Source organism: Bacillus sp. S4 (assembly GCF_040838205.1).
Classification (GTDB): Bacteria; Bacillota; Bacilli; order Bacillales; family Bacillaceae_G; genus Bacillus_A; species Bacillus_A cereus_U.
The window spans coordinates 1-6777 of record NZ_JBFPJI010000171.1 but is presented as its reverse complement, the minus strand read 5'-3'; the positions used below and the strand labels follow the sequence as shown (position 1 = coordinate 6777).

The following is a 6777-nucleotide window of genomic DNA, read 5'->3' as shown; positions in this document are numbered from 1 at the left end:
AAACTTTATGGATAAAGCATTAACAAATCACGTCATTATTTTATCTTTCGACTGCTTATCAGCTTTAGATTTTCCTATATTACAAAAACTACCTAATTTCCAAACTTTAATAAAAAAGGGCGCGATTGCGAAAAAAGTGGAGCCAATTTATCCTTCTGTAACATATCCAAGCCACTCAACAATCGTAACCGGTAATTATCCTAATAAGCATGGCGTTGTCAGCAATACATTACTTCAACCAGGACGTGAGTCACCAGATTGGCATTGGTATCGAAAGTCCATTAAAGGAACAACTTTATATGATGAAGCACGCAAAGCAAATTTAACGACAGCAGCCCTTCTATGGCCTGTTACTGGAAGAGCAAATATCGATTACAATTTACCAGAAATTTTTCCAAATAGACCGTGGCAAAATCAAATTTTAGTTTCATTATTTAGCGGTAGCCCGCTATATCAATTAGATTTAAATCGTCGCTTCGGCCATATACGAAATGGATTGTCACAGCCTGAGCTTGATGATTTCGTCCTTGCTTCTGCCGTACATACAATTCAGACGAAAAAGCCTAATGTTATGTTTGTACATTTTACTGATTTAGATACTCAAAGACATTATCATGGCTTCGAGTCCGAGGAAACAGTAGCTGCAATCCATAGACACGACGAACGCCTTGGAAAAATTATTCATGCATTAAAAGAAAGCGGGATATACGAAGAGAGTACAATTATTGCACTTGGCGATCATAGCGCTTTAAGTGAAAACAAAGCCATCCATCTAAATGTCCTATTCTGTCAAAAAGGGCTTATATCCGTAAATAAAAGTGGAAAAATACACGATTGGAAAGCCTATTGCCAAAGCTGTGATGGATCTGCCTACGTACATGTAAAAGATAAAAATGATACTGAAACGATTAAAGAGATTCAAATTCTTCTTGAAGAGCTTCTTCAGAATAAACAAAATGGAATTGAATTTATTCTGCACGATGAAGATGCAAAAGAACGCGGTGCTGATGGTAATTGCTTATTTATGCTAGAAGCCATGGAAGGATATTACTTCATTGAGAATCATATAGGTGATTTCATAAAAGAAATTACTAAAAAAGATGTTACTTCTAGTAAAAAATATACATTTGGAACACACGGATATTCCCCAACAAAACCTAACTATGAAACAATTTTTATGGCTGCTGGGAAAGGCATTCAAAGTGGTGTTACAGTCCCGTATATGAGACTTATTGATGAAGGCCCGACTATTGCTAGATTACTCGGTTTGCACTTAGGTGAAACAGACGGAGCAATTGTAGAGGATTTGCTTCAATTGTAAAGAACTGTGTATATATGTAAAAGTTATGTAAAAATCATCCTTGTTTCTCTTTTTACAATTTTTATTTTTGTACACTGTTAGTAGAACAAATTTAAGGGGGAACATTATATGAAAAAAATGTCCAGACAAGAAAAAAGCTGGATATTATATGATTGGGCTAACTCGGTATATTCGCTCGTCATTACAACTGCATTATTTCCAATTTACTTTAAAGCAGCTGCAAAAGAAGCTGGACTATCTGGTGCAACTTCAACAGCCTATTGGGGATATGCAAACTCGTTCGCTACACTTTTAATTTCTATACTCGCTCCTATTCTCGGCACAGTTGCTGATTATAAGGGATTTAAAAAACGATTTTTCACATTCTTCTTTGGACTCGGTATCGTATTTACAAGTATGCTAGCAGTTGTTCCAACATCTCAGTGGTACTTATTACTAGGATGCTATATGCTCGCATTAGTCGGCTTTGCTGGAGCAAATATTTTTTATGATGCATTTTTAATAGATGTTACATCTAAAGATAGAATGGACCGAATTTCTACAAGAGGCTTTGCATTAGGTTATATTGGGAGCACAATTCCTTTTATCGGTTGTATTGCTCTTATCATTCTTGCTCAAAAAGGAACTATCCCCCTATCGGTCGGAATTGCTAGTCAAATTTCCTTTGCAATAACAGCTCTTTGGTGGGGACTATTTACGATACCAATGCTAAAAAATGTAGAGCAAACACACTATATTGAACGTCATCCAAGACCAATTGCAATGAGCTTCAAGCGCCTTGCTGATACTTTTAAAAATATTAAAGAATATAAAACTGTATTTATGTTCCTAATAGCTTACTTTTTCTACATTGACGGGGTAGATACAATTATTACTATGTCTACTGCTTACGGAACAGATCTCGGTATTAGTGCAACCAATCTATTAATCATCTTATTTGTAACACAAATTGTCGCTTGTCCATTCGCTTTATTATATGGAAAACTATCAGAAACATTTACCGGTAAAAAAATGCTATATGTCGGTATTATTATTTATATCATTATTTGCATATATGCTTATTTCTTAAAAACGACACTAGATTTCTGGATTTTAGCAATGCTGGTTGCTACTTCTCAGGGCGGGATTCAAGCACTTAGCCGTTCTTATTTCGCAAAACTAGTGCCGAAAGAATCTGCAAATGAATTCTTCGGATTTTATAATATCTTTGGTAAATTCGCGGCAATTATGGGTCCAGTATTAGTAGGTGTCACAACACAATTAACAGGAAAAACGAACGCTGGTGTCCTTAGTATTATCGTCCTATTTATTATCGGTGGATTCTTATTAACTAGAGTACCTGAAAATGATACGTCCGTTACACCACCTAATCCGAAAACTAAAACAATATAAGAAAAAGATCCTCTTCAAACGCGAAGAGGATCTTTTTCTTTATTTTTAACGATAACGTTGTACAATTAAAGACTCTACAGCTTGTACAAAAATAGTTTATCGACAGTTGTTCCTAATACTTCTGCTAACCGGAATGCTAGCGCTAAGCTTGGATCATACTTATTATTCTCAATTGCATTTATCGTCTGTCTTGATACGTTACACTTATCAGCTAATGCACCTTGTGAAATATTATTTTCAGTGCGTAATTCATAGATTTGATTTTTCACACCGTTTCTCCTAACCTGTAAAATTATTTTTACAACATCAGTATATAGTTGGTACATTTCATTGTCAAAAGATTTCCATAGAAAAAGGAAGCAAACATGCTCCCTCACGATACTTATTTCGAAATTAAAGAATTGTTTAACTCCTTTTGATTTGCGTCTTCTTCTTTATTTATAATATTTCCACTTATCTTCATGCGTAAAACTGGCACAATCGCTAATAAAATAAATGACATCGCTATACAAAATACAATAACTAGTGAAGTCATTTCCTTCAATCCCCCAGCTAGTGAAGTTCCAATTAGCATTGCACCCATAAACAGTGGTAAAATTGTCCCATTTACCCTTCCAATCATATTTTCTGGTACAAGTTGAATCATAAGCGTACCGACAACGATATTGACACAGGCTAAACAAATCCCTGTTCCAAATCGCATCAAACTAGTAACCCAAAATGATGTAGACAACCCTTCGACTAAAAATGAGATTGCTAATATACTCATACCAAATACAAACATCTTTTTCGGATTTACTTTTGAAGCGAAAACTGCAGCAACAATACCACCGATTAGCATACCTATTCCATCCGCTGCTGCTAAATATTGAACAGCTTCTTTTTCCATGCCTAAACGTTCGATTACAAGGAATACTTCTAATGGGTTCGTTAATCCGACTGCTAAACCAATAATAGTAAAAGTAATTGTAATCATACGTAAATTTCGCGTGTGAAGAACGTATTTCCATCCTTCTTTTATATCATTTTTTAATGAACCTCTCACTGCTTGCTCTTGTTCAACCCATTTTGGTAAAAACGAAAGGACAATAGCCGATAACAAAAATAAAATGATCAAGCTATATAGTGACGTAAATAAACCAAGTTGTGTATACACAATTGACCCTACAACTGGTCCGAAAATCATAAATAACGACTGTAACGTTTGGTTAAATGCAATAGCACTCGCTACCTGTTCTTCTTTTACATAACGCTTAAATATACGTGAAGATGACGGTTGAGAAAACTGACCTACAATTGCGGAAACGAGTGTTGCGAAAAATATAGCCTGCCAATAATCAAGCTTTAACAATAAAACAATTCCTATAATAGATAGTACGCTTAATACATCTCCAGCAACCATCGTTCTCTTCGGATTCCAGCGATCTGCTAACGCACCACCGATGAATGAAAAAATAAAAATTGGTGCATATTCCATAACCGACAATAAAGAAACTGAAACCGGATCATTATTCGTTCGCTCCATAATAAAATACAAAAGAGCCATATTTCTGATCCAAATTGCAAATTGTTGTAAAATATCAGATGCCATAACGAGCATAAATGCTCGGTTTTTAAATAGAGTCTTCATCCTCATTTCTCCTTTTATAAACCGACCGTTCAGTCTAATTTTTTTGTAAGAAAAGCCGCTGACTTATTATTCAGCTGCCATCCCTTTTAACAATACATCTATTGCCTTTTTATAAATTCGTTTTAGCTCTTGGTAATCTAACTCATAGTAAAGTACTCCAAGCCCTGATAATAACCCATTCACAATATACATGAGATCGCGAGTATTATCTTCACGGAACTCTCCAGACTTTATGCCTGTTTCAATTAATTTCTCAAAAATCACATACGATTCTCTAGTTAGAGCTAACATTTCATCTAAAATCTCTTTACTTACAACTTGGCTCATAGAAAATTCTTCTATTGCACTAGAAATAGGTTGCTGTATGTCCTCTACATAATATTCTGCGAGACCATATAATTTCTCAATATTAGTAACATACAACTTCTCTTTTTCATTCCATTTCTCAAGCCAATCATACGTATGCTGTTTCACTACAAATAAAAATAATTCTTCTTTACTTTTAAAGTGATAATAAATACTTCCTTTACTTCGCCCTGTAACTTCACAAATATCTTCCATAGATGTAGCTGCATAACCTTTTTGTGAAAACAGACTTTCTGCTTTATATGCAATTTCTTTCTTTATCTCTTCTGCACTTCTTCTCATATTCACACCTCACTAAACCGACCGTTCAGTCTAATAATAACAAATGAAAAACCTCTATCGCAAGAGGCTATATCCCTTATTTAAGAAAATGTATTTTCAAACCAAACTCAACTGAAATGTATTGCTCCAAATTCAAGCCCGGTTTTAACAAGAAATACACCTCCAGCAACTAATATGAATAATGCCACTTTCCCTTTGTTTTTTACTTTCGATTCCCTTCCCCTCATTACGTTTATAAAATTTAATCAAACGTTTGTTTAACTGTTTTTAAGCACATGTAAGCCAACTAATCAAACGTTTGTTTAAAAAGAAATACGCCCATATAAGGCGTATTCTCATCAATCCCCGCCACCACCGCAGCTACCTCCACTATCTCCGCCAAAAGATCCTCCGCAATCATGCGAGCCACCATCATGTGAACTATCACTATCAGATCCAGCAAAGAAAAATAATGGTGATGAGCTGTTAGACGTACTATGTGTATTACTCTTTTTAGTAAGATTTACTCTTCGTTTATTTGATCTAACTGATGCTGCAATCATCCAAATTAAAACACAAAATAGTAATGCCGCTATAACAAACCCCATATAAAAACCTCCCTTATTTTTCCAACAACTGAAGTACTCTCTCAATATTTTCAAGTGAAATAAAGCGCGATTCACGAAGAATTTCTTTCCCATTATAAAATAATAAAACTGTCGGCCCTGTAAGTACTGAATACCGCCCTGCAATCTCTTGCATGTCTTGTAGTAATATCTCTACTTTCTCTACGTGATCATAATTCTCTAATACGTAATTTACTTTCCTTAACATGACATCACAAACACCACAATTTTCCGTTTTAATAAACAGGAGTACTAATTGTTGTTCTTCAATATATGTCGCTAATTCTTCTATCGTTTCAAATTTACTCATCTTATCCCTCTTCACGTAATTTACAAAATACTTATCTTGATACATACGAAATGCTGAACTATCTTTAACCTTTCTCTTTTCCATTACCTGCTGAAAGCGCAGCGTTTTTACCGTTAACTCTTCTTGTAATTTTTTTCTCTCTGCCTCATCATAACAGCAAGCGATTAAATCCTCTATTTTCAATATATCTTTTTGTATTTCCATTTCTAGTGGCATCCTTCCTGCATTTTTCAAGATTTTATAACTCATTCTTAATTCTGGAGGTACCATTGAAAAATCTTCTAATTGTAGTGGTTTTTCTTTTCCCGGAATACTATCAAGATCACCATTCTGTATTGCTTGACGAATTTTTTCCTCAGCAATGTTCAAAAACACATCCACTACTTTACATATTTTTACTATTATTTTACATGAAATTTCATCATCCTGCTACGTCATTCAAGATTGACTTCATACAATTTCCCCAAGTTTATCCTGCTATTTGTGGGCAGTAAAACTCCCAACTCAAAATTCAGCTGGAGCAAAGAAGTTAGGTGGGAGTCGGGCTGCCCGTAAACGCCCGATTGGTGAAGGCTAATAATCATTATGAAATTACTAATGCATAAAAAAATGGTGATATCCCTTCTCGTAAATCCATTACAATCGATGACGAAATCACAAGACCCCCCGCCAAACTTCTAATTTTTCGAAAAATCGAAAATGAATATTATAATAACCTATTATAATTATATTTAGTTTCTAATATGAAGTTTATGTGAAGTTCATCTGAATTTCACATGAATTCCCTTTAAGTTCTATTGTCTTCCCATACTAATCACATTATCCTTTACATATAGGAATCATTTCCATTCTATTTCAAACTATCTATATA

Annotated in this window: 8 protein-coding genes and 1 pseudogene; 2 read left to right on the top strand and 7 right to left on the bottom strand. The window is 34.6% G+C overall.

Features of this window, described 5'->3' with window-relative positions; genetic code table 11:
- Positions 1 to 7 precede the first annotated feature (7 nt).
- Both AB3X48_RS15160 and AB3X48_RS15155 read left to right on the top strand, forming a co-directional pair.
- Positions 8 to 1321 (top strand): alkaline phosphatase family protein, encoded by a 1314-nt coding sequence (locus tag AB3X48_RS15160; protein WP_078180166.1) that lies wholly within the window; start codon positions 8 to 10, stop codon positions 1319 to 1321.
- A gap of 108 nt (positions 1322 to 1429) precedes the next feature.
- On the top strand, positions 1430 to 2713 hold the full coding sequence (locus AB3X48_RS15155) for an MFS transporter (RefSeq protein ID WP_016103438.1): 1284 nt from the start codon (positions 1430 to 1432) through the stop codon (positions 2711 to 2713).
- Between the two features lie 74 nt (positions 2714 to 2787).
- Here AB3X48_RS15155 and AB3X48_RS15150 read toward each other — a convergent pair whose 3' ends face one another.
- From AB3X48_RS15150 to AB3X48_RS15120, 7 genes and pseudogenes are all read right to left on the bottom strand, one after another.
- Complete coding sequence (locus AB3X48_RS15150) at positions 2788 to 3039, bottom strand: helix-turn-helix transcriptional regulator (RefSeq protein WP_078173516.1); 252 nt, start codon at positions 3037 to 3039, stop codon at positions 2788 to 2790.
- A 56-nt stretch (positions 3040 to 3095) separates the two neighbouring features.
- Positions 3096 to 4343, bottom strand: coding sequence for an MFS transporter (locus tag AB3X48_RS15145; protein WP_016103437.1), 1248 nt, complete (start codon positions 4341 to 4343; stop codon positions 3096 to 3098).
- A gap of 66 nt (positions 4344 to 4409) precedes the next feature.
- Positions 4410 to 4991, bottom strand: coding sequence for a TetR/AcrR family transcriptional regulator (locus AB3X48_RS15140; protein ID WP_016103436.1), 582 nt, complete (start codon positions 4989 to 4991; stop codon positions 4410 to 4412).
- 107 nt (positions 4992 to 5098) lie between these two features.
- The gene (locus AB3X48_RS15135) at positions 5099 to 5218 is read right to left on the bottom strand and encodes a histidine kinase (protein WP_082187190.1); all 120 of its coding nucleotides are present in this window, start codon (positions 5216 to 5218) and stop codon (positions 5099 to 5101) included.
- A gap of 111 nt (positions 5219 to 5329) precedes the next feature.
- Complete coding sequence (locus AB3X48_RS15130; RefSeq protein WP_002113671.1) at positions 5330 to 5578, bottom strand: hypothetical protein; 249 nt, start codon at positions 5576 to 5578, stop codon at positions 5330 to 5332.
- A gap of 13 nt (positions 5579 to 5591) precedes the next feature.
- Complete coding sequence (locus tag AB3X48_RS15125; RefSeq protein WP_002113668.1) at positions 5592 to 5906, bottom strand: thioredoxin family protein; 315 nt, start codon at positions 5904 to 5906, stop codon at positions 5592 to 5594.
- Between the two features lie 24 nt (positions 5907 to 5930).
- Positions 5931 to 6287, bottom strand: a pseudogene (locus AB3X48_RS15120) (DnaJ family domain-containing protein); the annotation flags it as partial.
- Between the last annotated feature and the right edge of the window lie 490 nt (positions 6288 to 6777).

Excerpts from the sequence above, each read along its gene's own strand:
- AB3X48_RS15160 (WP_078180166.1), top strand. The coding sequence starts at position 8 with ATGGATAAAGCATTAACAAATCACGTCATTATTTTATCTTTCGACTGC.
- AB3X48_RS15155 (WP_016103438.1), top strand. The coding sequence starts at position 1,430 with ATGAAAAAAATGTCCAGACAAGAAAAAAGCTGGATATTATATGATTGG.
- AB3X48_RS15150 (WP_078173516.1), bottom strand. The coding sequence starts at position 3,039 with ATGTACCAACTATATACTGATGTTGTAAAAATAATTTTACAGGTTAGG.
- AB3X48_RS15145 (WP_016103437.1), bottom strand. The coding sequence starts at position 4,343 with ATGAAGACTCTATTTAAAAACCGAGCATTTATGCTCGTTATGGCATCT.
- AB3X48_RS15140 (WP_016103436.1), bottom strand. The coding sequence starts at position 4,991 with ATGAGAAGAAGTGCAGAAGAGATAAAGAAAGAAATTGCATATAAAGCA.
- AB3X48_RS15135 (WP_082187190.1), bottom strand. The coding sequence starts at position 5,218 with ATGAGGGGAAGGGAATCGAAAGTAAAAAACAAAGGGAAAGTGGCATTA.
- AB3X48_RS15130 (WP_002113671.1), bottom strand. The coding sequence starts at position 5,578 with ATGGGGTTTGTTATAGCGGCATTACTATTTTGTGTTTTAATTTGGATG.
- AB3X48_RS15125 (WP_002113668.1), bottom strand. The coding sequence starts at position 5,906 with ATGAGTAAATTTGAAACGATAGAAGAATTAGCGACATATATTGAAGAA.